This is a genomic window from Hymenobacter artigasi (assembly GCF_012275535.1).
Taxonomy (GTDB): domain Bacteria; phylum Bacteroidota; class Bacteroidia; order Cytophagales; family Hymenobacteraceae; genus Hymenobacter; species Hymenobacter artigasi.
On record NZ_JAAVTK010000006.1, the window covers coordinates 56,649 to 80,889 of the forward strand.

Below are 24,241 nucleotides of genomic sequence, written 5' to 3' on the forward strand. Positions count from 1 at the left end.
AAAAAGGCCCGCGTCGATGACGCGGGCCTTTTTACTATTCGCTCCGATTGGGGCGCTTACTTCACATTGAATAGCAAGCCCAGGTAGACGAGCCGGCCAATTTGCGGGCCGCCAATAATCTGGATGTTCGCGTCATCGAACAGGTTTGAGCCGCCGAGCTGCAGCGTGGTGGCAATTTTGGGCAGGGTATAGCCTAGGTAAGCATCGGCGGTGCGGTAGGTGTGCACCTGGCCGGCGGCGAGCGGCATTTCCTGGTAGTGGCCCTCAATCCAGCGGTAGTTGGCCGAGTAGGTCAGGTGCTTCAGCACCGTACCGTTGGCTCCGAGGTTGAATTTATGCTTCGGCGTGTTGAAGAACGTGCGGAAGCCGGTGGGCAGGTTGCTGCGGTCCAGCACGTTCAGCGAGTAGTTGCCGGTCAGGTTCAGGGCGCGGTTCAGGTAGTAGGTCAGGGCGAAGGTGGCTCCCTGCGTCCGCACTTCCTGCGCGAAGTTGTAGGACACGAAAATGGCACGGGCCGGCGAGGCCTTGGAATCGGTGAAGCCCGACGGCAGGCCGGCGTTCACCTGCTGCTCGGTGGGGCGGCTGCCGTCCAGGTTGCCAATAAATGCCGTGCCGCCGATGAAGTCGTTGTAGCGGCTGTTGAAGTAGCTGGCATCGACGTACACGTTGGGCAGAATTGCGCCCTTGTAGCCCACTTCCACGGTGTTCACGCGCTCCAGCCGCAGCTTGTCGAACGACACCTGGAAGCCGGCCAGCGGCGTCACGCCCGGATTGTATGACTGGCCCTGGGCATTGGTTAAACCGTAGCCCTGGAAGCCATTGCCCACGTTGCCCAGCAGAATAAACGAGCGTTGGTCAGACTGCAGGTACTGGTCGGTTTGCGAAGGGCTGCGGAAGGCCTGCCCGTAGCTGGCCCGGAAGTTATGCTGCTTGCGCTCGCCCACCGAGTACACGGCGGCCACGCGGGGCGAGAACGAAGGGTCGAAGTTTTTGAACGCATCGACCCGGCCCGCGAAGGCCAGCTTCAGGCGGTCGTCGAGCAGCGTTTGGGTGAGCTGGGCGTAGCCGCCAAACTCGTGGTTCAGAATGCGCTCCCCGTTCGTATCGGCAAAGAGGAAGCCATCGGAGCCCAGCCGGTACTGGCGGTAGGCCCCGCCCACAATCAGGCCGGTGTTGTGGCCGAGCACGAAGTTGTGCTGGGCGCTGGCATCGTTCAGGTACGAGCTGAAGTTTTGCTGGGCCCCGTAGCCGGGGCGCTTGTCGTTCACTACCTGGTCGCGCAGCACGGTGTAGCGCGGGTCGGTGCTCTTCAGCTGGGTGGCATCGGCGGCCGTTTTGGCAATGGCCAAGGCTTCGGCCGGGGTTTTGCCGAAGGTCGTGCGGGCCTGCGTGTACGCCTGGTTGTAGGTGCCAAAATACTGCTGCGCGTAGTTCAGCGAGCCGCCTTCGGCGGTGGGCAGCGTCAGCATCCGGGCGCTGAGCTGGGTCAGCTCGTAGCTGCTGCCAGTAAAATCCTGGGTCGAGTACAGGCGAATAAAGCCCTTCGAGCTTTTCAGCTCGGCCCGGTACTGATTGGTGCCCAAGCCCTTCACGCGAAAGCGGCTCAGGTTTTGGTAAGTGGCGGTGCCTTCGCCGCGCTTGGCTTCCACGGTCAGCTTCAGGTCGCTGTTGAAGAGGTACGACACGGCGCCCTGCACCCGGTACGACTTCGTTTTCTGGTCGCCCGCAATCAGCTCCTGCTCCGTGAAGCCGGGCATGTACACGGTTTTGCCGTACAGCTCCTGGTTCACGATATAGCCGGCGGCTGGCTGGTTCTGGTAGGGCGTGTAGAGGTTGCTGATTTCGCCGTAGCGGTTCACGGCATCATAGCCCAGGGGCGAATTCGCGGGGTTCAGCGACGTATTATTGGCCTCGTAGTTGTTGGCAATCCAGTCGTTGGCCTGAAACACGCTGCCATTGATTTTAAAAGCCAGCTTCTCGCTCAGCTTCTTGGCGTAGCGCAGCTGCCCGTCCAGCAGGTTGCGCTGGCCGCCCCGCAGGCGCAGGCTCAGGCCCTCGTACACAAACGGGTCTTTCGAGTTGAAGAGCACCACGCCGCTCAGCGCGTTCGAGCCGTACAGGGCCGACGCCGGACCGTGCACAATCTCAATGCTTTCCATGTCCAGCTCCGGAATGCCCACCAGGTTGCCGGGGCTCAGGTTGAGCGACGGCAGGGCCGTATCCATGTAATCCACCAGCTGAATCACGCGCTCCGATTTGGCCGTGTTGAAGCCGCGCGTGCTGATGCTGGTAAACAGCATCGAGGCCGAGCTCACGTCGATGCCCGCCAGGTTGCCCAGGCCCGAGAGCACCTCCGGCGTGCTGATGCGCTCCACCTGCTTGGCCGAAACCTTGTCGATGGTTACCGGGGCCCGCATGATGTTTTCCTCTACCCGCGAGGCCGAAACCACCGTTTCGCTCAACATGGTAGCACTCGGCACCATGGCCACATTTAGCTGGTCTTCGGGCTTTTGCAGGAGTATCGTCTGCGTTTCGTAGCCCACGTAGGCTACCACCAGCTCCACCGGCCCGTTGGCAAACGAGCGGGTCAGGTCGAAATGCCCATCCTGATTAGTGCTCGTGCCAATGTAAGTCCCTTTGATAAACACGGTAGCGCCGGGCAAGGGGTCGCCGGCATTGGTGGTTATCGCGCCGCCAATGTGGCCTTCCACTGGCTCAGGCATCCGGCGTATTTTGGCAGCTTTGGCTTTGGGGTAATGTGGTAGTGGCCCGGGGGTGGGCGTAGCCAGTGCAGTAGCAGGTGCCAGGGCGGTCACCAATAATGCAGCGTATATTTTACTCATTCTGTTAATTAATACTGTTTATTAGAAAAAGCAAAATTATGCCTGCCCAACGGCATGCCCTTTCTATTTTCGCCAAAGTATGGTTATTGGCAGTTGAACAGTATCTGAATGGTGATTAACCCATTTCGATGCGCAGCACTAATCTGACCGATTATGGGTTAAATCAATTGTAATCGACTTTAAAACCAACTACTCAGCGGCCATTAGTTGAATAATGTTAAAATTTTCGCATTTGGGCATTTGTAACTAATTCTAGATTTTCAAATGCAATAAGCTTTTATTACAGGTTAAAATACTGAATACCAATAAGCAACGGACTACATATAATGCAATTCACCCTCTAAATTAATAGTCCTTAACACCCCACCCAAAGCATCCCCCGAACAGCTTAAACTACTGGGCCGAAACCCGATAGCTCAGCGCCAGGCGCAACGTCGTTCCCTTATCCAGGCGCGGGCTGAGCGGAGTTGGGGCCTGGCCGAGGCCGATGTAGTCGAGGGTAGCGGGCCATTGGTCATCTTTGGCATACACCTCCAGCCGCCGTGTCACGGCATAGGCGGCCGTGGCCCGCAGCGCCCAATGGGTACTCAAATACGCTTCGGCAAACAGGCCATAATGCCCCTGCTGATACTGGAAGTATTGGTCGTTGCTCACCAGCCGGTAGGCCGTGTTGATGCCAATCAGGTTGAAGCCCAGATTGACGCGGGGCGTGGCGGCATAGCTGGCCGTGAAGGAGGTGGGCAAGTCGCCAAAAAGCCGCCAGCGCTGCCCAAGCCGCCAGTCGAGGCCCAGCAGCAGCACGTACTGCGGGCCGTAGAACTGCTGCCGGTAGCCCACCGTGAGGCGATAGGCCCGGCGGGCATTGGCGCGGTAGGCGGCGCGCACCACGCCGCCCCAGGTCACGTCGGCCCCGCGCACCTCGCGCAGGTCGGAGTTGAGGGCGGGCAGCGCCAGGGCCGTGAGCTCGGTACGGGGCGAAAGGCGCTGCCGGTAGCCCAGCACCGGCGTGATGCCATATACGTTATGCACCTCAAATCCAGGTCGGTTGCCGCTGAAACGCAGTGTTTCGAGATTGAGGCCCACCAATACCGCGTGCGAAGTATCGGCCGCCACGGCCATGGGCACAATGAGGCTGGCCCGGAAAACATAGCTCCGGAACGTGTCTTCATTGCCGCTGGCCAGCTTCAGGGGCAGCACCTCGTAGCTCAGGCCAATGCCCTCGGCGTAGCCCTGCGCCCGGCCGAGGACCGGAATGAGCAGGCAGGCACAGAGCAGCAGGGCCGGCAGCCGCCGGGCAGGTAGTAGTGCAGACACGGAATAATCTGGGTAGAATTCAGCGACAAATAAAGGCGCAATTATCCAATACCCAGCGCTCTACTTTTGCAGCCTGGATTTTTGCCAGCCCAACCGACTATTCACGCTTTCCCGCATGGCGCATCTGCTGCTCATTCATTGCCCCGACGAGCCGGGCCTGGTTTATAACGTTACGGGCGTGCTGTTCAAGCACGGCCTCAACATCATCCGCAACGGCGAATTTGTGGAGCGCGACGGCAACCACTTTTTCATGCGTACCGAGGTAGCCGGCGCATTCGACCCGGAGGCGCTCCAGGCCGATTTGCGCACGGCGCTGCCGGCCTCGGCCGTCATTCGCCTCACCACCAACCAGCCCAAAAACATTGTGCTGATGGCCACCAAGGAGCACCACTGCCTGAGCGAGCTGCTGGTGCGCCACGAGTTTGGCGAGTTGAATGCCCGCGTGCTGGCCGTTATCAGCAACTACGAGGTGCTCGGCGACCTCACCCGCAAATTCAACATCCCCTTTTACTACCTGCCCCACGCCGACCGCTCCCGCGAAGCGCACGAGGCCGAAGTACTGGCCGTGCTGGCCCAATACCAGCCCGATTTCGTGGTCCTGGCCAAGTACATGCGCATCCTGACTTCCGATTTTGTGGCGCACTATTCCAACCGGCTCATCAACATTCACCACTCCTTTCTGCCGGCCTTCGTGGGGGCCAGCCCCTACGCGCAGGCCTACGCCCGGGGCGTGAAAATCATCGGGGCCACCGCCCATTTTGTCAACGAGCAGCTCGACCAGGGCCCCATCATTGCCCAGAACGTCATTCCCATCGACCACACCCAGAGCGCCCACGAAATGGCCCAGGCCGGCCGCGACGTGGAGAAAATCGTGCTGGCCCGCTCCCTCAAAATGGTGTTCGACGAGCAGGTTTTTGTGCACGGCAACAAAACCGTAATTTTCGACTGAAACTGATGCTTGCCTAAAGCAGTTTTCGGGTTTGGGTAAAGCTTATGAAGCCAGCAGGCAGTAGCGCAAACTTTGTAGTTCGCGTCCCCGCGCCGTTCGAACGGCTTTGACGGCGCGGGGACGCGAACTACAAAGTTCGCGCTACGTGTACACGAACCTTAAAACTGCTCTAACAGTGCAGGTGCCATAATTAACAGGGCTGCCCACTTTCGTGAGCAGCCCTGTTTCTTTATTCCAAATTCCTGACGCAGTGTTATTCACCCCGGCTACGGCCACCGCCGCCATGGTTACCACCGCCGTTGCCGCCACCCCGGTTACCGCCGCCGTAGTTGCCCCCCCGGCGGCCGCCATCGTAATGGTAGCTGCCCCGGCCCGACCGATAGTAAGGCTGGCGATACACCGGGCGCACCACCACCGGACGGGGCGCGTAGTACGGACGGCCATAGCCGTAGTAGGCCGGGCCGGAAGGATAATAATCGTAGCCGGTACCAACCGAGGCCACGCAGCCACCCAGCATGAGCAAACTTATACTAAGGGCGAAAATGATGGATTTAGCTTTCATGATATAGATACGTGCCGAAGCACGGCGATTGACGGTTAAACGATAAACAGGTATATGCAAAAAACAAGCCATACTGACAGTCGCCGGGCCTGCTTATTTATAACGCAAACAGCCGTCAATTAGTTAATTGACGGCTGCTAACGTACTGTATAATTGCTTATTCTGCTTCCGCCGGCAGCACGGTTTCGCCCGAGTACAAGCGGGCTTTGCCGGGCAGCGTTTTGTGGCGCTCCTTGCCCAGGGCGGCGCTGGGCTCGGGCACCCAATGGTGGCGGCCGCCGGCTTTTTCATCATTGAACTCGGTGGGGGCGGTGCCGGCTTCGGTGCGCTCCTTCCAGGTGAGGTGCTGGGTGCCGTCGTCGGTGCGCTCCATCGTGATGCACTGCTCGACGGGGCAAACCAGCGAGCACAGGTTGCAGCCCACGCAGTTTTCCTCGATGATTTCGGGCACGCGGGTGCCGGCGTTGAGCCGGATGGCCTGGTGGGCACCATCTTCGCAGGCCGTGTAGCACAGCTGGCAGCCAATGCACTTGTCCTCGTTGATGTTGGCAGTGACCTTGTACTTCATGTTCAGGTCTTCCCAGTGCAGCACGTTGGGCAGGGCCTTGCCCACCATGTCGTAAATGGTATTGAAGCCCTTCTCGACCATGTACTGCTCCAGACCCGAAGTCATTTCCCGAATGATGCCGAAGCCAAAGTGCATGGCCGCCGTGCACACCTGCACGCTGCTGGCACCCAGCAGGATGTGCTCCACCGCATCGCGCCAGTTCTCGATGCCACCGATGCCCGAAATGGGCAGTTTGATATCGGGGTGCTGGGCGCAGTTTTTCACCATGTTCAGGGCAATGGGCTTCACGGCCGGGCCGCAGTAGCCGCCGTTGCTACCCTTGCCGTCCACAATGGGGTACGGGGCAAACTGGTCCAAATCAACGCCCACGATGCTCTGAATCGTGTTGATGAGCGAGATGGCATCGGCCCCGCCGCGCCGGGCGGCCATAGCCGGCTCCGTAATGTCCGAGATGTTGGGCGTAAGCTTCACGATGACGGGCTTGGTGGCCACTTCCATCACCCACTCCACAATCATCTGCAGAATCTTGGGCTCCTGCCCTACCGCCGAGCCCATGCCGCGCTCGCACATGCCATGCGGGCAGCCAAAGTTCAGCTCGAAGCCATCGGCCCCCGCGTCCTGGCTCTGGCGCACGATGTCGTGCCACTCCTGCCGCGTCTGCACCATGAGCGAGGCGATAACGGCGTGGTTGGGGAAGCGCTTTTTCACTTCCTCAATCTCGCGCAGGTTATCAGCCAGCGGGCGGTCCGAAATCAGCTCAATATTGTTGAAGCCGATGAGGCGTTTGTCGCGGTAGTTCAGCCCGCCGTAGCGGCTCGAAACGTTCACGACGGGCACGCCCAGCGTTTTCCACACCGCGCCACCCCAGCCGGCATCAAACGCCTTCATAATCTGGTAGCCGGAATTGGTAGGCGGGGCCGAAGCCAGCCAGAAGGGATTCGGCGATTTAATGCCGGCGAAGTTTATAGAGAGGTCGGGCATGGTTGCTATTCGGTTCTGTCATCCTGAGCTTGCGAAGGACCTTATCACGGCCGCCGCTGCTTTTCGGACGATTGATTTACTGCAAAATGGGCTACTATCCTTAGGTCCTTCGCTGGGCTCAGGATGACAGTTTCGGTTGGGTTTACTTGCTCAAATAAGCGTGAATACCCCGCGCCGTGAGCTTAGCCTCGGCGGCGGCGTTCACCACTTCCGCGCCGCCGTTCCAGGCATCGCCGGAGGCGAAATACTTCGGGTTCGACGTCTGGCCAGTGTGGGCATTGGCGATGATGCGCCCCTTGCCATCCAGCTTCAGGCCGGAAATCAGGCCCAGGAACTCCGTCTGCTTGGCTTGGCCGGTGGCTTTAATCACCATGTCGCACGGTTCCACAAACTCAGAGCCGGCAATTTCCAACACCTTGCCATCCTTGGTTTCGGTACGAATAAATTTCACGCCCGCCACGTAGCCGTTGCCGGTAATTTCGATTGGAGCCACGTTGAACAAGCCCTTCACCCCCACGCCTTTGGCCAAGTCGTACTCGAACTCATAAGCCCCCATTTCCTCCTTGGCGCGGCGGTAGGCCAGAATCACCGTTTCCGCTCCCAAACGCGACGATTCCGAAGCAGCATCCATAGCAGTGTTGCCGCCACCCAGCACAATAACCTTGCGGCCTACCGCTACTTCGTGGTGATGCTGACGCAATTCAGCAATAAATTCGACGGCACCCGTGCAGTTGATTTTATCCTCACCCGGCAAGCCCAATTCATTAGTTTTGCCTAGGCCAATTCCGAGAAAAATAGCGTCGTATTTATTTTCTAATTCGGCCAATTCCTCGCGGGAGTTAATGGGCGAATTGAAATGCGTGTTGTAACCAAATTGCGCCTGCAAATAATCCATTTCGGCCAGCGTTTCTTCGTTGGTAATTTTATATGGTGCGACACCATATACCGTCAGGCCCGAAGGCTGTGCTTTGGCTTCAAAAACGTCTACCGTATAACCCAATGCCCGTAATTCACAGGCCGCCGATATACCGGCCGGACCAGCCCCAATCACAGCTACTTTCTTCCCATTATCCGCGCCGGGTCCGAACAGCTTTTCGCCGCTCTTTATCACCTTAGTAGTAGCGTAGCTTTGGAGGCGGCCAATCTCAATCGGCTTCACTTCCTGCAGATTGTATACACAGGCACCTTCGCACAGCACTTCCGTGGGGCACACTTTACCGCAGGCATTACCGAAGTAGTTAGCCTCATAAATTGTCCGCGCCGCGCCGGTATCATTACCCGAATTTATCTGACGAATAAATTGCGGAATATCAATTCCCGACGGGCACGCTTTAATACACGGTGCATCGAAGCAAAACAGGCAGCGGGAGCTTTCGTAAAGCGCCTCGGTGCGGTTCATCACCGGCTTTAATTGCGCGAAATTTTCCGCAAATTCCTGCTCGGTGGTGGGAGTAAAAAATTCGGCCATTCTTTAGAAGTGTTGAGTTTTGAGTTTTGAATGGTGAGTGGAAAATGTTGAGTGTTAAATTCGAGCCCGAATACTATCCGGCACTCCATTCAACACTCAACATTCAGCACTCAAAACTTCTATAGCTCCACCAGTTTCTCGTACGTTTCGGGGCGGCGGTCGCGGAAGAACTGCCAGGTATTGCGCACTTCCTCAATCATATCGAGGTCGAATTCGGCGATGAGCAATTCATCCTTGTACTCGTCGGCTTGCGCGATAATCTGGCCGCGCGGGTCCACGAAATAGGAGGTGCCGTAGAAGCGGCCCAGGTTCCAAGGCTTCTCCTCGCCCACGCGGTTGATGCAGCCCATGAAATAGCCGTTAGCGGCCGCGTGTGCGGGCTGCTCCAGCTTCCAGAGGTACTGCGAAAGGCCGGCCACGGTAGCCGAGGGGTTGTACACGATTTCGGCCCCATTCAGGCCCAGGATGCGGGCGCCGTCGGGGAAGTGCCGGTCGTAGCAGATGTAAACGCCTACTTTGGCGTACTTGGTTTGGAAAACGGGGTAGCCCAGGTTGCCGGGCTTGAAGAAGAATTTCTCCCAGAAGCCGGTGGTATGGGGAATATGGTTTTTGCGGTACTTGCCGAGGTAAGTGCCATCGGCATCAATCACGGCAGCGGTGTTGTAGAGGAAACCGGCTTGTTCGCGCTCGTACACGGGCACAATCATCACCATGTTGTATTTCTTGGCATACTCAGCCATGCGGTCCGTCGTCGGGCCAGGCACCGATTCGGCTGAGGCGTACCAGGCTTTGTCCTGGCCGGGGCAGAAATACGGGGTATTGAAGATTTCCTGCAAGCAAAGAATCTGCACGCCCTGGCGGCCGGCTTCCTCAATTAGCGGAATGTGCTTGGCTTCCATGGCCGCCATGATTTCGGCAATCGTGCCTTCGCCTTCAGTCATCGGCAAGCTCATCTGGATGAGGCCGGATTTGATTATTCTTGGCATTTGTGGGGAGGGGTGAGTTTTATGTGTTGAATTAAACCGTCATTCCGAGCGAAGCCGAGGAATCTTGCGTGCTTACACTAATCCATGACGTTGCTACGATTTGATTACTACCACACGCGAGATTCCTCGGCTTCGCTCGGAATGACGGGCTAGATATTTCGTTCTAAATATTCGTCTTTCCGCGTTTGATGAACTGCCCGTAGCCCTTCGAAACTTTCGTTTCACCAGCATCAACCGCAACTTTGCCGCGCAGCAGCACTGTTTCGATTTTGCCAGTCAGCTCCCAGCCTTCGTAGCCGGAATAGTCGCAATTCATGTGGTGCGTTTCAGCCGAAATTTTATGCTTTTTATCGGGGTCGAAAATCACTAAATCTGCATCGGCGCCGATACTGATGGTGCCTTTGCGGGGGAACATACCGAAGATTTTGGCGGCGTTGGTGGAGGTGATTTCTACAAATTTCTGCGGCGTAATTCGACCTTTATTCACGCCTTCGGAAAACAGCAATTCCATGCGGTGCTCGATGGCGGGGTGGCCATTGGGGATTTTCGAGAAGTCATCTTTGCCCATCAGTTTCTGCTCCCACATAAAAGGGCAGTGGTCGGTACCCACCACATTCACGAGGCCCTGGTTGATGCCGGCCCACAGCGTGGCCTGGTCCTTTTTCTCCCGCAGCGGCGGCGACATTACCCACTTCGCACCATTGACTTTATCCTCATACAGCCGCGCATCGAGCAGCAGGTACTGAATGCAGGTTTCGACCAGCACGCGCTGGTTGCGCTCGGTGGCGCGGCGCACCTGGTTGAGCGCACCCTCGCAGGTGAGGTGCACTATGTAGGCATTCACCCCCGTGTAGTTGGCAATGTCGGCGAAGCGGCCTGATGCTTCAGCCTCAGTTACTTCTGGCTGCGAGAGGTAGTGGTAGAGCGGGGTGAGCTTGCCCTGCGCCCGGTGCTGGGCGATGAGCGTGTCAATCATGTCGCCGTTGGTGGCGTGGGCGGTCACAAGGCCGCCGTGCTTTTTCACCTCCTGCATCAGGCCCACCATTTGCGCGTCATCAATCATGAGCGCGCCCTTGTAGGCCATGAAGGTCTTGAAGGAGGTGATGCCTTCAGCAATCATATCCTTGATTTCCTCCTTGGTGTCGGGGTTGAAATCCGTCACGGCCATGTGGAAGCTGTAGTCACCCACGGCATTGCCGGTGGCCCGGCCGCTCCACTCCTCGAAGGCCGAACGCAACGAGTTGCCCTGCTTTTGCAGAATAAAGTCGATGACGGTGGTGGTGCCGCCGTGCAGCGCGGCGCGGGTACCGGTTTCGTACGTGTCGGAGCTGAAGGTGCCCATAAAGGGCATTTCCAGGTGCACATGCGGGTCGATGCCCCCAGGCATAATCAGCTTGCCGGTGCAGTCGATTACCTCCGCGCCTTCGCCCGACAGGTTGCGGCCGATGGAAACGATGGTCTCGCCTTCAATCATTATATCGCAGACGGCGTCCGAATCGGCAGTGACGACGCGGCCGTTTTTGAGGAGGATGGACATGGAAATTAATTAAAAATTAAAAATGAAGAATTAAAAATTTGAGGGCAGTCAATTTGGGACAATGCAGATGCAATGCGGCAGAACTTCCCATTTTTAATTTTTAATTCTCAATTTTTAATTAACATACTTGTCCGCGATGCTGATGGCTTCCGAAATAATGGCCAAGCCCTCGTCAATTTCCTCCTTGGTGATGGTGAGCGGGGGGCAGATGAAAATGTAGCTCCAGCGCACGAAGGTGTACATGCCCAGCTCGCGGATTTTGGCAGCTACCTGGTTCATGATGTCCATTTGGGCGGGGGTGGCGTTCCAGGGGGCCATGGGCTCTTTGGTGTCGCGGTTCTTCACCAGCTCGAGGCAACCGAAGAGGCCGGTGTTGCGCCAGTCGCCGATGCTGGGGTGGTGGCGCATGAGCTGGGCCACTTGCTCGTCCATGTACTCACCCATTTCCACGGTGTTTTCGAGCAGGTTGTCGCTCTCGTAGATGTCGAGCACGGCCACGGCGGCGGCGCAGGAAACGGGATGCGCCGAGTAGGTCAGGCCCAGCGGCAGGGGCTTGTCGTCGAAGGCTTTGGAGATGGCTTCGTCCACCATTACCGCGCCCAGGGGCAGGTAGCCGGCGGTAATGCCCTTGGCCATGCACATTATGTCGACTTTGACATTGTGGTGGTCGGAGCCGAACCACTTGCCGGTGCGACCGAAGCCCGACATCACCTCATCGGCCACTAGTAGGATGCCGTGCTTGTCGCAGATTTCGCGGATGCGCGTCCAGTAGCCGGGCGGGTACTTGATGCAGCCCGACGTGCCCGACTCGCCTTCGAGAATGATGGCCGCCACGCTGCCCGGGTTCTCGTAGCCGATGATGCGCTCCATGGCATCGGCAGCGCGCTGGGCGCACTGCTCAGGCGAATCGGAGTACCAGGGGCAGCGGTAGGAATACGGATTCTCGACGTGCACTACGCCCGGCATGGCCTGGCTGTCCACGGCAAATTTGCGGGGGTCGCCGCCGGCGCTCATGGCCCCGTAGCTGGCCCCGTGAAACGACTGATACAGCGTCACAATCTTGTGGCGGCCAGTGTACACCCGCGCCAGCTTGATGGCGTTTTCAATGGCCTCGGCCCCTCCGAGCGTGAAGAAGGCCTTGGTGAGATTGGGCGCGGTGATTTCGGCCAATTTTTTACCCAAATCGCCGCGCGTTTTGGTAATCATGCCGGGGTACACATAGCTCAGCTCGCGCATCTGGGCGGCTACGGCCTCGGTCACACGCTGGTCGCCGTGGCCGATGTTCACGTTCATGAGCTGGGCCGAGAAGTCGATATAGCGCTTGCCGTCGCGGTCGTACACGTACACGCCTTCGGCACGCTCGGCGTTGATGGGATTCAGGCCCGTTTGCTTCGACCACGAGAAGAGCGTGTGGTCGAGGTTGTCGTGCAGGATTTGCGTGGGGTCGGGGGCGAGGGTGGTTTCCATTTTCGTTGGTTCTATTTGAACGTCATGCCGAGCGCAGCCGAGGCATCTCGCGTGCTGTCGTTGTGGGCAATATCAGCCGCTCCAGGTTTGTAAATCTATCGGTTCCCAATTGGGATTAAGCGTATTGATTAGAAATTCCTTTTTGGCGCGGTTCCAGTTTTTGATTTGCTTTTCACGCGCAATTGCTTGGGTTGCATCAGGACTTATTTCAAAATAGATGAGCAAGTTGCACTGGTAGCGTCCCGTGAATTTGCCCCACTCTCCTAAGCCCTCACCATGCTCGTAAAGGCGGCGCTCCAGGTTGTTGGTAACGCCGGTATAGAGTACCGTTCGGGCTGGGTTGGTGAGGATGTAGATTAAGAAGCTCATCTTGAAACGTCATGCCGAGCGCAGCCGAGGCATCTCGCTCGAAATCGTTGAACGATTGGTTTACTATTGCACGCGAGATGCCTCGGCTGCGCTCGGCATGACGTTCTTTTTCTGACAACCTACTAGCTCATCCAGTTCACGCGCGACTCGGGGTTCCACTTGGTAGTGGTCTTCTTGAGCTGCGTCCAGAACTCAATCGAGCTTTTGCCAGTGATGTCGCAGGCGCCGAATTTCGAGTCGTTCCAGCCGCCGAAGGAGAAGGGCTCACGGGGCACGGGCACGCCGATGTTCACGCCAATCATGCCGGCCTGGGCGTGGTCCATCACGTAGCGGGCGCTGCTGCCGCTGCTGGTGAAAACGGCGGCGGCGTTGCCGTAGGGGTTGGCGTTTTCGATGGCCAGGGCCTCGTCGAGGGTGTTGGTACGCATGATGGCGAGCACCGGGCCGAACACTTCCTCCTGGGCGATGCGCATGTCGGGCGTCACGTAGTCGATTACCGTTGCACCTACATAATAGCCGTCTTCGTGGCCGGGCACCACGGCGTTACGACCGTCGAGCAGCACTTTCGCGCCGGCCGCTTCGGCTTCTGTGATGTGCTTTTCGATGCGCTCCTTGGCCTCTTTGCTGATGACGGAGCCGAGGTTCTGACCGGCCACAATTTTCCTCGCTTCTTCCACGATTTTGGCCACGATGCCGTCCACGGCGCCCACTCCTACCATGGTGGAGCCGGCCATGCAACGCTGGCCCGCGCAGCCCGACATGCTGGCGGCTACGTTCGAGGCCGTCATGTCGGGATGGGCGTCGGGCAGCACCATGAGGTGGTTTTTGGCCCCGCCGAGGGCTACGCAGCGCTTCAGGTTACTGGTGGCGCGGATGTAGACAACTTTGGCAATGGCGGTGGAGCCCACAAAGCTCACCGCCTGGATATCGGGGTGGTCGCAGATGGCTTCCACGATTTCCCGGTCGCCGTTCACGATGTTCAGCACGCCGTCGGGCAGGCCGGCTTCTTTCAGCAGCTCGGCAATTTTTACGGCGCTCAGCGGCACTTGCTCTGAGGGCTTCAGAATCATGGTATTGCCCAGAACAATGGCGTTCGGGATGGTCCAGTGCGGCACCATATTGGGGAAGTTGAACGGGGCGATGCTGGCCACCACGCCCAGCGGCTTGCGCTCGGCGCGGGCTTCCACGCCTTTGCTCACTTCCAGGAATTCGCCCTGGATGAGTTGGGGCATCGAGCAGGCAAACTCGGTCAGTTCGATGGCTTTCTCGACTTCGGCGCGGGCCTCATCATAGGTCTTGCCGTTTTCCTCACGCACGAGGTCGGCCAGGGCTTTCATGTCGCGCTCCAGCAGGGTTTTATAGCGATAAAAAATCTGAACCCGCTCCTTAATGGGCGTGGCCGACCACGAGGGGAAGGCGGCCTTGGCGGCCTGCACGGCGTCGTCGAGCGCGGCGGCATTGCTGAGCGGCAACGTGGAAATCAACTGCCCGCTGAGGGGGCTGAATACGTCCATAGTGGGCGTAGAGGCACTTTCTACCGACTGGCCCGCCACGTAGTTGCGAATGGCCGGATACTTCAATGTTTGAACTTCCATGTTACCTTAATGTTATGCGGGGTGCAAGCTAAGGGTTTTGTGGGATATGGAGTAATTCCGCAATCGTTTCCGAAGAAATTATTTTCAAAGTAGCTCACATTCAGCCACCTATTTAACCCGCAAAATCCGCCTAAAGTAATCAGGCGCAGGAAGACCACCAATGGTAGCCTGCCTGCGCCTGATTACTTTAGCTGCTTCGGAAGTAATTATTTCACTTTATTTCCTCACCGTCCTTGTTGATAGTGAAGCTACGGCCGGCTTGTTTCACGCGGGCCTGGCCGTTGGCAAAGTCGGTGGCCTGCTCGTAGCGGCCGAAGGGTTTGGTGCCCTGGCCGGGGTCGGCGAGGTAATCGACGGTGATAAAGGTGTAGCCATCAGGCAGCTTCACGCGGGCCAAGCCTTCAGCAAACGTGTATGCTTCTTTGAAGGCGATGGGCGGCGTATCGGGCTCGGTGGGGCCGCTGATATAGTGCCAGCCCCGGTGGTCGAGCACGGCGGCGTGGCCTTCGGCGAAGTCGAGGGCATTGAAATAATAATGGTCGAACTCCTGGCCATCCTCGTCGATGAAGGTGTAGGCATCGCCTACCCGGGCGCGGGCGTAGCCGCCGGCATAGGGATTGAGGGCGTCGTAGGCGGCGGGAATTATCTCCTTGCCTTTTTCATCCACGAAGCCATACGCGCCATCTTTCGCCACCACAGCCTGCCCTTTCTCAAATGGGCTGGCAGCCGTGAACTGGGCCGGAATTACCGGTTGGCCGCTGGCGTCGGCGTAGCCCCAGCGGCCGTTTTCCTGGAAGGGCACGGGTGGCGTGCTGCCCGCATGGCTCAGGGCCCAGATGCCCAAACCAAGAACGGCCACGCCGCCCGCTGCCAGTACGGCCCGGGGCTGGGCCTGCCCCCACTCCCACCCCTGCCGCAGCCGGGGCCGCAGGGCAGCAGCGCCGGCCTGCGCCCGGGCGCGCAAGCCGGCAAGATGGTTGGCGATGGCGGAAGCCAGCGGTGATGCCTGAGCAGATGCGGCTCCCGAATTCGCTGTATATGAATCACTTTTGCCTAAAGCTGGTGCTATTTCGGCAGACTTTGAATTAGGTAAGACAGGTGCGGCGGCAGGTGGGCTAGCGGCAACCGGCACGGGAGCGGTGGCAGCGGCGGGCTTGCTTTCAGTAACCGGGGCGGCCGCCGTAACGGGCGGGGCAACGGGAGCTACTGGCAGGGCCGCAGCCACTATGGGCGGGGCCGCAGCCGGAGCCGGGGCACTGGCGGCCGGGGCGGTGCTCAATTGCCCAATGAGTTGGCTGAGCTGCTGAATCTTGGCATCCAGCTCCTGGTTGCGGGCGGCTAGCTCGTCGCGAGAGGCCTGCATTTCGGCTTCGAGGGCGGCTTTTTCGCGGGTTTCGGCGCCGAGGCGTGATACGAGGGCCGTGGCCTCGGCCGCTACGGGAGGGGCCTGGGCCAGCTCGGTGCGAAGCTGGGCAATGCTACGCTCACGCTCAGCTTCGCGGACTTCCAGGGCTTGTAGCTGGGTGCTGAGGTCGGCCTGCATTTGCTGGCGCAACTGTTCAAGCTGCTGTTTTTCCTCGTTGCGGGCGCTCAGGGTGGCGGTATAGCCGTAGGGCAGGTCATCGTCGGGCACGTCGTTGGCCCCGAGCCAGCCCCAGAGGGCCCGGGCTTTCTGGCCCAAAAAGGTACTGCCGCTGGTGGCCATCTGGGCCAGGTCTTGGGCCTGGGTGGCGCTGGCCGGCTCGCTGGCCATGGCTGCACTTTCGGGGGCGGCGGGCTTGGCCACGAAGGCGGCCCATTCGGCGGCCCACTCGGTTATATCAGCGGCCGTTAGGTTGATTTCGGGCGTTGCCAGGTCCCGCAAGTAGCTTGGCAAGTCGGCCGGGCTAGTGGCAATCCGGAAGCCGGCCGGGGCTTCAGAGAGGGCAGCTTCTACGTCGGGGCCGAACTCAACCAGCGCTTCAAAAAGCACAAGGCCGGAAACGCCGTTCAAATCGGCCTGAGCGGGAGCGAAACGCGGCTGGAGCCAACCGGCCAGCGCCGCTTTCTGCTCTCGAAACTGCTCGAAAGGATTGTCAAAATCATCGGGACCGGAGAGAGCTACGCCATCGAGCTGCCAGCGGCCGTAGCCCAGCGCGGGAATGCTGAGCCGGCCGCCACGGGGCGCAAATACCAGCACGGTGATGCTGTGCGGGCGCACCACCACGGCATCGAGCGGGGCGGCGCCGTCGGCCAGCACCAGGTTGCCCAGCAGCAGCGTATCGGGGCCGGGGCTGGCTTGCAGGGTGGCTTGCAGGGCCGCAAACTGCCCGGCGCGGACCACATCAATAAAAGGAGAAGCGAGAAAACAATGAACCATGAAATACTGAATTGGGCGGCTGGCCGCTAGTCGTCGCCCTTGCCGTGGCCGTGGCCTTTGCCATGGTGCTTTTTGTGCTTCTTAAACTTGATTTTTCCGTAACCTTCGTCGTTATCCGAGCCAAATAGCTGCTCCAATAGCGAAGGAGCCGGCGCGGGGCTGGCACTGCGAACAGCGGCCGGAGCCGAGGCAGAGCCCAGAGACAGCGCGCCGTTGGCGGCGGTGCGCATGGCTACGGGGCGGCCGCGCAGGTCGCAGCCCTGGCCCTCGCGCAGCTCGGTGCGCTGGCCGGTGGGGCTCACCACGAAGCCGTCTTTGGTGACGGTGGCGCCGGTGGGCAGGTGGGCGTCGCGGGTCATGGGGCGGGGCTGGCCGTTGCGCACCACCTGCATCTGGCCGTTGCGGCGCTGGAAGCCGTCGTTGTTGGGCGTTTGCTGGGCGTGCGCCGGCCCGTGTAGTGCCAGCAGGCTGGTAGTGGCCCAGCAAAGCCAGAAGATGCGCGAAAACATAAGCGAAGTACCCTGAATAGACGAAGCCGCACGGCCCGGAGGCCGGCGGCAGGCCGTATACGTCAAATACGAAGCCAGGCTGCTTCGGGCACCAATATTATGCACGAGGCTACTGCCCTGGCGAAGATAGCCGCACTGGTTTCGGGCTGTTACTGAGGGCGCAGCAGCACGCGGGCGGGCGCGCCGTCGCTGTCCACAATTTTTAGCGGCAGGCACAGCATCTCGTAATCGCCGGGCGCGATGTGCTGCAAAGCCAGCCCCTCAATCACGCAAATTCCGGCATCGAGCAGGGCGTGGTGGGCATCGGCTTTGCCCACGGACAGGTAGTCGACCCCCACGCAAACGACGCCCGCATCGCGCAGAAAAAGGGCGGCATCACCATCCAGGGCTACGAAATCGGGCTGAAAAGGTATGGTACTCCACTCCGAATCCGACATGCGGGTGCGGAACAGTAGGCGGGCCCCGGGCTCGATGGCGAGGCGCTGCACTTCGGCCAGGCTGATGCTTTTGGGGTCGCTGATGGCCACGACGCGGGCCGGGCCCATGAGGCGGGCTAGGTCCAGGGTGGTGGTATCGCCGGCGTGGGGGGTGAAGTGCAGCGGCGCATCGACGTGGGTACCGGTGTGGGCGCTCATCGACACTTCGGTGACGTTGGCGGCCGCGCCGGTAGCAATGCTAAGCGTTTTTTTGACGTGAACGGGGGCGTTATCGGGCCAGTGCACCATGCCGTTGCGGATGGGCGTAGTGGCGTCGAGCCAGGAGGCAGGGGTGGGCATAATTGGGTGTTGAATTATATAAAAGTGAAGCAATAAGGACGTCATGCAGAGCGCAGCGAAGCATCTTGCCCGCAGTCACTAACTCAATCGTTAAATAAAAGAATTAGTGGTGGCGGGCAAGATGCTTCGCTGCGCTCTGCATGACGTTCTTTCTATTTCGGCTCCCCCTTTTTTCGACTACACCCCACTTCTCGGCTGCAGGAGCTTCGCAATCAGGCCGGTCCAGCCGGTTTGGTGGCTGGCCCCGAGGCCGTGGCCGTTCTCGCCGTTGAAGTATTCGTGAAACCAGAGATAGTCGCGGAAATTCGGGTCGTTTTGCAGCTGCTTGTCGTCGCCGAAGCAGGGGCGGCGGCCGGTTTCGGGGTCGCGCAGGAAGAGCTGGGTGAGGCGCTGGGTGAGAGCATCGGCTACTTCGAGCAAGGTCACGGTCTGGCCGGAATTGGTGGGGTATTCCACCTTGAAATCGTCGCCATAGTAGTGGTGAAAGCGTTGCAGCGACTCGATGAGCAGAAAATTCATGGGCATCCACACGGGGCCACGCCAGTTGCTGTTGCCGCCGAAGAGGCTGGTCTGTGACTCGGCTGGCTCGTAATTCACCGTGAACTGGGTTTCGGTTCCCCGGAAGATATACGGGTGGTCCAGGTGGTAGCGCGACAGGCTGCGCACGCCGTAGGGCGAGAGGAATTCGGCCTCATCCAACATTCTGGATAACAGGCGCTTAACCCGATGGCCGCGCAGCAGCGAGAGCAGGTGGCGGGCACCCTTGCCGGGCTCCTGCCAGCGCGACACCAGCGAAGCCAGCACGGGCCGGTTATCGAGAAACCAGTTCATGCGGGCCAGAAACTCCGGCGCACCGGCCAGCAAATCCTCATCAAGTACCTCCACCGCAAACAGTGGAATAAGGCCCACCAAGCTGCGCACTTTCAGCAGCTCGTGGCCGCGGTCGGGCGTGTTCAGGGCGTCGTAGTAGAACTCGTCCTCGTCGTCCCAAAGGTCCATGTGCTCGTTGGCCACGTTGGTCATGGCCTCGGCGATGTACAGGAAATGCTCGAAAAACTTGCTGGCCAGGTCCTGGTACACCGGGTTGGTCTGGCTGAGCTGCAGGGCAATGCGCATCATGTTGAGCGCATACATAGCTACCCAGGCGGTGCCATCCGCCTGTTCCAGGAAGCCGCCGAAGGGCAGCGGAGCCGAGCGGTCGAACACGCCGATGTTATCCAGCCCCAAAAAGCCGCCTTCAAAAATATTGCGGCCGTCGCGGTCCTTGCGGTTCACCCACCAGGTGAAGTTGATGAGCAGGCGGTGGAAAATGGTTTCCAGAAACTTCACGTCGCCGTGGCCGCCGTGGGCTTTCTGGTCCATTTTGAAAACGCGCCAGGTGGCGTAGGCGTGCACCGGCGGGTTCACGTCGCTCAGCTTCCACTCGTAGGCGGGCAGCTGGCCGTTGGGGTGCATATACCAGTCGCGGCACAGCAGCAGGAGCTGGTCCTTGGCAAATTGCGCGTCGAGCTGGGCCAGCGGCAGGCAGTGGAAGGCCAGGTCCCAGGCCGCGTACCAGGGGTATTCCCAGGTATCGGGCATCGAGATGATGTGCTGGTTGTTGAGGTGCGTCCAGCCGGTGCTGTTGCGGCCGTCGAGGCGCTCGGGCGGCGGGGGCGGCAGGGCGGGGTCGCCGGCCAACCAGCGGGGCACGTCGTAATAATAGAACTGCTTGCTCCAGAGCATGCCGGCGAAGGCCTGGCGCTGCACCAGGCGGGCATCGGCACTGGCCAGGTCGCATTGCAGGGCCTGGTAAAACTGGTCGGCTTCGGCCAGGCGCAGCTTCAGGGTCTGGTCGAAATCGGCGAAGGGATTTTGCAGGTCCGGGGCGGCCAGGCGCAGGCGCACCACGCGGGTAGCGCCCGGCGCGATGGCCAGCTCGTAGTGGGCGGCGGCTTTGGTGCCGGTGCGAGCGGGGTTCACGGCCCCGGTCTGGCCGTGCAGCAGGTAATCGTTGATGCCATCCTTGAAAAAAAGCTCGTCGGAAGGCGCGTGGTAGAGGCGGCCGTTGTTGGTGGCATTCTCGCAGAAAAGCAGGCTGGGCGCTTCGTCGCAGTAGAGCGTGAATGCGCCCAAATCGCGGTGCTCGGCGTGGATGTTGTTGTCGGGCGTGGCGGCCAGGTGAGGCCGGTAGGCGTCCTCGCCCCAGGCCCAGGTGTTGCGAAACCAGAGCTGCGGCAGCAGGTGCAGCGTCGCCTCGGCCGGGCCGTGGTTGATGATGGTGAGCTGAATGAGCACGTCCTCGGCATCGGCTTTGGCGAATTCCACGAACACGTCGAAGTAGCGGTTTTCGAGGAAAATGGCCGTATCCATCAGCTCGAATTCCGGCTTGCTGCGGTCGCGGCGGGCATTTTCCTGCACCAGCCACTCGTAGGGAAAAGCGTGTTGCGGGTACTTATACAGCATGCGCTGGTAGGAGTGCGTGGGCGTGGCATCGAGGTAGTAATAGACCTCCTTCACGTCCTCGCCGTGGTTGCCCTCCGGCCCGCTCAGCCCGAACAGGCGCTCCTTCAATATTGCATCCTGCCCGTTCCAGAGGCCCAGGCCGAAGCAGAGGCGCTGCTCGTCATCGCAGAAGCCGGCCAGGGCTTCTTCGCCCCAGCGGTAGGCGCGGCTACGGGCTTGGTCGTGGGTGGTGAAGTTCCAGGCATCGCCGTTGGCGCTGTAGTCTTCGCGCACGGTGCCCCACTGCCGGTCGGCCACGTAGGGGCCGAACTTACGCCAGGGCTTGGCACCGGCGTTGGCTTCATGGAGGCGGTTTTGTTCGGGGTTCATGTTTGAAGGGTTGAGTTTTGAATGTTGAGGGTTGAATTGAGTTTTGAAAGGTGCCTGTGGGCTCACTCAACATTCAAAACTCAGCCCTCAAAACTTCCTCAGCCGTTATCGGCAAAGCCCGGGTACAGGGTCATGCCGCCGTCCATGAAAATGGTTTGGCCGGTGATGTAGTCGGCTTCGTCCGAAGCCAGCCAGGCGGCGAGGTTGCCCACGTCGTCGGGGTCGCCCACGCGGTTGTAGGGGATGAGGGTAAGCAGGGCTTTTTCCTCTTCGGGGGTGTCGCGGGCCGTGAGGTTGATGGGCGTGGCAATGGCCCCCGGCCCGATGCTGTTGGCCCGGATTTTATGCGGGGCCAGCTCCTGGGCCACGCTTTTCATGAGCTGCATGATGCCGCCCTTGCTGGCCGCGTAGTTCACGTGCCCGGCCCACGGAATGACTTCGTGCACCGAACTCATGCAGATGATTTTACCGGCCGCCCGGGAAATTTCGGGCTGCACGCCGCGCCGGATAAACTCGCGGGCGGCCTCGCGCAGGCACAGAAACTGGCCGGTCAGGTTCACGTCAATCACCTTCTGCCACTGGGCCAGGGTCATGTCGACAAAGGACGAATCCTGCTGAATGCCAGAGTTTGCCACAACAATATGAATGGTGCCGAAGTGCTCGATGGCCTGCTTGAACATGGCCTGCACCTCGGCTTCCTGGCTCACATCGGCCTTGATGGCCAGGGCCGTACCGCCGGCCGCCTCAATGGCAGCCACGGTGGAGTTGGCCCCTTCTTCGTCGTGGGCGTAGTTCACCACAACTTTGGCACCGTGGGCGGCCAGGCCCTTGGCCACGGCCACGCCAATGCCGGAGCTGGCCCCCGTGACGAGGGCAATTTGGTTGGCGAGACGCCGGGGGTCGGGAGTGGCCATGCGGAAAAACGGGGTTGGTGGGGAGAGGGTTGAAAGGGCAATGCTACCGGCGCAACCTGTGCTTTCGATGAGGATAGCCGGGCTGCCGAGGAGCTTGAGTATTAAAGCATATGCTCCGGTCCGACCGCCCTAGGCGGTCCGACCGGTTGTCGTGAGGACGAAATCGGGGGTACTTCAACCGGTCAGACCGCCTAGGGCGGTCGGACCAGCAGGCCCGTCTCGAATACGGTTACTTCTACGCCAGTACTTACCATTGGCATACGCGCTCCATCCGGCGGGGTTTATTCTGCATAAAAACAGCCCGGCCGCCGCAAGGGCAACCGGGCTGTTTCAGCGGTGAGAAACGGGAGGCACTATTTCTTTACCTCGGTGCCGTCGGCGTTGAAAAGCACGTCGCGGTGCTTGCCGTTCTGGGTCACTTCGGCTTCGTAGGTAGTGGTGCCGGTGGCGGCAGTCACGATTTTGGCGGCTTCCGTGATTTTGGCGGTTTTGTAGTTCATGGCCAGGGATTTTTGCACCGGGGCGGGCAATTGGGCCACGGGCATTTCTGTCTCGGTTTCCATGAGCACGCCGGCGGCGGTGATGACGGCCGACATCTCGGCTTTGCCCATGTCGAAGCCGGCTTCGTAGTCGGCTCCCTCCTTCTCCCACTTCACGGCTTTCACGGTGGGGAAGGCTTTTTTGAACGCGGCGGTGGCGGCGGCCGGCACCTGCGCGGCGGCCATTTTCTGAGCCTGGGCGGCACCGGCGGTAAGCACGGCCATGGCAATAGTTAAGAATGCGGTTTTCATTGGTTTGCAGAAGGGGATTGGTGAATAAGCTTCTACCCAAACTTACACAGCCATTCTGGGGCTATTCTGTGGCCACCAAACTGATTTCAGCATTTTGCGGCAGGGCTTCGGCGCCCGGTTTCAGCACCACGCGCAGGGTGTGGCAGGTGCCTTCCTCCGCCACCGAATACGCAACCCCAAAGCCGTAGTAGCCGCATATTTGCTGCACAATGCTCAGGCCCAGGCCCGGCGACTCGGAAGCGGCGTTGTGCTTACGGAATCGCTCGAAGAACCGGGCCGGGTCGCCCTCCACGGCCGGGCCGGAGTTGGTCACTTTCAACTCAGCATTCGACAGGTAAACGGCCAGCTGGCCGCCGCGCACGTTGTGCTTCACGGCATTCTGCAACAGGTTTTGCAGCAGCGAGTCGGCTAGGCCGGGGTGCATCTGCACCACCACGGGCAGGCTGCTATCGAGGCCGTAGCGCAGCTCGCGGGCCTCAAAAAGGGGTTCGAGCTGGGCCATTTTCTCGGCCAGCAGCTGGTCGAGGCGCACGGGCTGGGCCTGGGCAAACTGCCGGTTTTCGATTTTACTGAGCAGGCTCAGCGCCTGGTGCAGGCGCGAGAGGCGTAGCGTGGCCCCGTAGAGGTCGGCCACGAGTGGGGCCACGGCGGGGTCTTCGGCCAGGGCGGGTACCTGCAGCAGCTGCTCCAGCTGGGCCTGCATGATGGCCAGGGGCGTTTGGGTTTCGTGGGCGGCATTCGCCGTGAACTCCCGCAGGCTCTCATAATCAGCCACCAGGCGCTGGCTGAAGCCGTTGAGGGCCTGGTTGAGCTCGGCAAATTCGGCTACCGGGGGCGCGGGCAGCGCCAGGGGCCGGTGCTGCTGCAAGTCGTACTGGCGCAGGGCCGCCAGCGTGTGCCGGAAGGGCGCCCAGAGCCGGGCCGACAGCCAGCGGTTCAGCACCACCATGCCGCCGAGCAGCAGGGCCAGCACGCTCAGCATCAGGGCCGATACGACGCCCAGCAGGTCTTCGGCCTCCACCAGCGACTTGCGCAACGATACCCACACCGGCCCCTCGCCGCGCACCGTGAGCGGAAACGTGAGCTGCCGGTGCGGCACCAGCTCATTCTCGGTCCGGTCGAGCAGTATCGTATCGCGGAAGCCCAGCGGGCGGGGCGTGCGGCTGATATCGAGCAGCACGGCCAGCTGGTCCACGGGCGGCAGCTCATTGGCGCGGGCTTTGGCCAGCAGCTCCTGCCGGCGGTCGGCCAGCTGCTCGCCCACCTCCGTGCGCAGCGCCCAGTTGATGCCGTAGTACAGGCCCAGGCTGCCCCCCACAAACACAAGCAGGGCCAGTAACAAGTAGTAGCGCGTGGTAGCGTTGAGGAGGTTCATGCGGATAAGCGAGAGCGTGAAGGTAGAACGGGCCACTCCCCTCCTTTGTAAGGAGGGGATTCTT

The 24,241-nt window shown here is 60.1% G+C and carries 18 protein-coding genes; 1 reads left to right on the forward strand and 17 read right to left on the reverse strand.

What is annotated here, in order from left to right:
* Window positions 1-56: 56 nt before the first annotated feature.
* Together HBN54_RS11345 and HBN54_RS11350 are read right to left on the reverse strand one after the other, a co-directional pair.
* Window positions 57-2,843 carry a TonB-dependent receptor gene (locus HBN54_RS11345; RefSeq protein ID WP_168673329.1) on the reverse strand — a complete coding sequence of 929 codons (2,787 nt, stop codon included), beginning with the start codon at window positions 2,841-2,843 and terminating at the stop codon, window positions 57-59.
* A gap of 393 nt (window positions 2,844-3,236) precedes the next feature.
* Window positions 3,237-4,157 carry a DUF6268 family outer membrane beta-barrel protein gene (locus HBN54_RS11350; protein WP_168673330.1) on the reverse strand — a complete coding sequence of 307 codons (921 nt, stop codon included), beginning with the start codon at window positions 4,155-4,157 and terminating at the stop codon, window positions 3,237-3,239.
* Between the two features lie 115 nt (window positions 4,158-4,272).
* Here HBN54_RS11350 and purU point away from each other — a divergent pair, with 115 nt between their 5' ends.
* On the forward strand, window positions 4,273-5,106 hold the full coding sequence (purU, locus tag HBN54_RS11355; protein WP_168673331.1) for a formyltetrahydrofolate deformylase: 834 nt from the start codon (window positions 4,273-4,275) through the stop codon (window positions 5,104-5,106).
* Window positions 5,107-5,359: 253 nt separating this feature from the next.
* Here the strand turns inward: purU and HBN54_RS11360 are convergent, their stop codons facing one another.
* The 15 genes from HBN54_RS11360 to HBN54_RS11430 all read right to left on the reverse strand — a co-directional run bounded on the left by HBN54_RS11360 (window position 5,360) and on the right by HBN54_RS11430 (window position 24,177).
* Window positions 5,360-5,668 (reverse strand): hypothetical protein, encoded by a 309-nt coding sequence (locus tag HBN54_RS11360; RefSeq protein WP_168673332.1) that lies wholly within the window; start codon window positions 5,666-5,668, stop codon window positions 5,360-5,362.
* A 157-nt stretch (window positions 5,669-5,825) separates the two neighbouring features.
* A complete protein-coding gene (gene preA / locus HBN54_RS11365) occupies window positions 5,826-7,217 on the reverse strand; it encodes an NAD-dependent dihydropyrimidine dehydrogenase subunit PreA (protein WP_168673333.1) in 1,392 nt (463 codons plus the stop codon).
* A 142-nt stretch (window positions 7,218-7,359) separates the two neighbouring features.
* A complete protein-coding gene (locus HBN54_RS11370; protein WP_168673334.1) occupies window positions 7,360-8,685 on the reverse strand; it encodes an FAD-dependent oxidoreductase in 1,326 nt (441 codons plus the stop codon).
* A 119-nt stretch (window positions 8,686-8,804) separates the two neighbouring features.
* Window positions 8,805-9,671 carry a nitrilase-related carbon-nitrogen hydrolase gene (locus HBN54_RS11375; protein ID WP_235955501.1) on the reverse strand — a complete coding sequence of 289 codons (867 nt, stop codon included), beginning with the start codon at window positions 9,669-9,671 and terminating at the stop codon, window positions 8,805-8,807.
* A gap of 163 nt (window positions 9,672-9,834) precedes the next feature.
* Window positions 9,835-11,208, reverse strand: a complete 1,374-nt coding sequence (hydA, locus tag HBN54_RS11380; RefSeq protein ID WP_168673335.1) for a dihydropyrimidinase — start codon at window positions 11,206-11,208, stop codon at window positions 9,835-9,837.
* 114 nt (window positions 11,209-11,322) lie between these two features.
* On the reverse strand, window positions 11,323-12,675 hold the full coding sequence (locus tag HBN54_RS11385) for an aminotransferase class III-fold pyridoxal phosphate-dependent enzyme (RefSeq protein ID WP_168673336.1): 1,353 nt from the start codon (window positions 12,673-12,675) through the stop codon (window positions 11,323-11,325).
* Between the two features lie 72 nt (window positions 12,676-12,747).
* The gene (locus tag HBN54_RS11390) at window positions 12,748-13,044 is read right to left on the reverse strand and encodes a GIY-YIG nuclease family protein (protein WP_168673337.1); all 297 of its coding nucleotides are present in this window, start codon (window positions 13,042-13,044) and stop codon (window positions 12,748-12,750) included.
* 122 nt (window positions 13,045-13,166) lie between these two features.
* A complete protein-coding gene (locus tag HBN54_RS11395) occupies window positions 13,167-14,639 on the reverse strand; it encodes a CoA-acylating methylmalonate-semialdehyde dehydrogenase (protein WP_235955502.1) in 1,473 nt (490 codons plus the stop codon).
* Window positions 14,640-14,850: 211 nt separating this feature from the next.
* Window positions 14,851-16,998 carry a WG repeat-containing protein gene (locus tag HBN54_RS11400; protein ID WP_168673338.1) on the reverse strand — a complete coding sequence of 716 codons (2,148 nt, stop codon included), beginning with the start codon at window positions 16,996-16,998 and terminating at the stop codon, window positions 14,851-14,853.
* Window positions 16,999-17,024: 26 nt separating this feature from the next.
* Window positions 17,025-17,507: a DUF6799 domain-containing protein gene (locus HBN54_RS11405; RefSeq protein WP_168673339.1), complete on the reverse strand. Its 483-nt coding sequence runs from the start codon at window positions 17,505-17,507 to the stop codon at window positions 17,025-17,027.
* A gap of 149 nt (window positions 17,508-17,656) precedes the next feature.
* Window positions 17,657-18,283, reverse strand: coding sequence for a cyclase family protein (locus HBN54_RS11410; RefSeq protein WP_168673340.1), 627 nt, complete (start codon window positions 18,281-18,283; stop codon window positions 17,657-17,659).
* 177 nt (window positions 18,284-18,460) lie between these two features.
* On the reverse strand, window positions 18,461-21,097 hold the full coding sequence (locus HBN54_RS11415; RefSeq protein ID WP_168673341.1) for an MGH1-like glycoside hydrolase domain-containing protein: 2,637 nt from the start codon (window positions 21,095-21,097) through the stop codon (window positions 18,461-18,463).
* A gap of 98 nt (window positions 21,098-21,195) precedes the next feature.
* Window positions 21,196-22,011, reverse strand: a complete 816-nt coding sequence (locus HBN54_RS11420) for an SDR family oxidoreductase (protein WP_168673342.1) — start codon at window positions 22,009-22,011, stop codon at window positions 21,196-21,198.
* A gap of 353 nt (window positions 22,012-22,364) precedes the next feature.
* Window positions 22,365-22,802 carry a PepSY-like domain-containing protein gene (locus HBN54_RS11425; RefSeq protein WP_168673343.1) on the reverse strand — a complete coding sequence of 146 codons (438 nt, stop codon included), beginning with the start codon at window positions 22,800-22,802 and terminating at the stop codon, window positions 22,365-22,367.
* Between the two features lie 61 nt (window positions 22,803-22,863).
* On the reverse strand, window positions 22,864-24,177 hold the full coding sequence (locus tag HBN54_RS11430; protein WP_210428042.1) for a sensor histidine kinase: 1,314 nt from the start codon (window positions 24,175-24,177) through the stop codon (window positions 22,864-22,866).
* Window positions 24,178-24,241: the final 64 nt, after the last annotated feature.